The 1566-nt window shown below is 38.6% G+C and carries 2 protein-coding genes; both read left to right on the top strand.

What is annotated here, in order from left to right:
* Positions 1-845, top strand: an 845-nt coding sequence (locus KCG35_RS26880; RefSeq protein ID WP_304956773.1) for an RHS repeat domain-containing protein, incomplete at its 5' end; no start/stop codon positions are given.
* Positions 832-1440 (top strand): hypothetical protein, encoded by a 609-nt coding sequence (locus KCG35_RS25185; protein WP_215822604.1) that lies wholly within the window; start codon positions 832-834, stop codon positions 1438-1440. The genes KCG35_RS26880 and KCG35_RS25185, both read left to right, overlap by 14 nt.
* Positions 1441-1566 lie beyond the last annotated feature (126 nt).

The raw sequence follows: 1566 nt of genomic DNA, 5'->3' as shown, positions 1-1566 counted from the left end.
ACTATATCCATGCGGATCACCTCAATACCCCTCGTCGTGCTACCAATACTGAAGGCAACATCGTCTGGGCTTGGTACAGTGATGCCTATGGTGTCGGTCAGGTAGAAGATAACCCGGATGGTGATGGGCAAGCGGTTACTTTAAATCTGCGCTTCCCTGGGCAATACTTTGATGCAGAGAGTGGGCTCTTTTACAACTATTTTCGCGATTACGATCCAAGTACTGGACGCTACATCGAAAGTGATCCGATTGGGCTTGCTGGTGGGTTGAATACGTATGCTTATGTTGAGGGGAATCCCGTTGGATACATCGATCCACTTGGGTTAGACCGTTATGGGCATAATTACAAAGTAACTGATACACGTTCAAACTGGACAGAGGAAGACTGGTGTCGCCTCGATCAGTCCATGGATACTGCCTTTGAAGTAGCATTTGCAGTTGCAACTGTAGGTGAAGGATATGCGCTGATACATTCAGGGAAGTTTGCTTTTAAACATATCTTTCAAAGTGTACTTAAACGAAAAGCTGCTTATAAACGAGCTCGTGAAGCCTTTAAAAAACAGTCTGCTGAGGTTGATAGACTTATCAAAGAGCTAACTTATGCTAATCGTCCGAATGTTAACTTAAAGGTTCCAGGTGGAGTTGCAGGCGCAATTAGGCATACTAAGAAAACAGGTGAGCTCGTTGGAGGCAGCGATCATATTCAGAAAGGTAGAGATATCTTAAAAAAGTTAAAAAAAATCAGAAATAGAATTAAAAACTCACGAATGAGCGAAGCAGAAAAAAACTCACTATTATTTAAAGTAGACAAAAATATAGATGACCTCTCAGATGCACTTAAATGATTTAATAAATAAATTAGAGCAGGATGGCCCATTTGAGTGGGTCTCTCCAGAGATGATAGAAGACTTTGATTTTGTTAAGCTCAAAGCAAAAAATGAACTAAAGTGGTTTCAAAAAAGCAATCCTTCAGAAGATATTGAAAGTCCCGATGAAATAATTACAGACTATCTTTGCGAGTGTCTACTTGAACGTAAATTTTTAATTGATAACGGGAGAAGTTTGCCACTTGTATTAGATATTGATGCTTTTATGCTTGTTGAAGCTGCCATTTATTTAATATGTAAGCTAGGGTCAAGTTATGCAGGCACTCATCTTGCTGGTTGGCGTGATTTATTAACCTCTAATAAAGCTAGTGGTTGCCTTGATTTACTTGCTAAAGCTTATACTAACTCAAACTCCTTTGTTCGAGATATTTTAAGGGATTTCATATTGGAGTTATTCCGCTATGGTCCACTTTGGACTCCTTCAAAAGGAGCATTTTTTAACAGCTTAAACGATGAGCAAAATAGTTTTTTACGCTTAGCTCTTTTAAATGGGTATATCACTATCAATAATAAAGACTCTAGATATTTTATAGATGGCTCTATGCGAGTTTAATATCTTAAGCCTACCAATGTAGGCTTTTTATTTAACCCCTTCAATCAGAGCAATATCTTTTTTTAACAGCTCATTAACCATGGTATTAAGCTCAATACCTTTTGCTTCAGCCCGCGCTGCGAAATA

The organism is Zooshikella harenae, assembly GCF_018837975.1.
Taxonomy (GTDB): Bacteria; Pseudomonadota; Gammaproteobacteria; order Pseudomonadales; family Zooshikellaceae; genus Zooshikella; species Zooshikella harenae.
The sequence above is the reverse complement of the archived record's forward strand: the minus strand, read 5'-3'. Positions and strand labels throughout refer to the sequence as shown.

Bases quoted from the DNA above. Each gene is read 5' to 3' on its own strand.
- KCG35_RS25185 (WP_215822604.1), top strand. From the start codon at position 832: ATGCACTTAAATGATTTAATAAATAAATTAGAGCAGGATGGCCCATTT.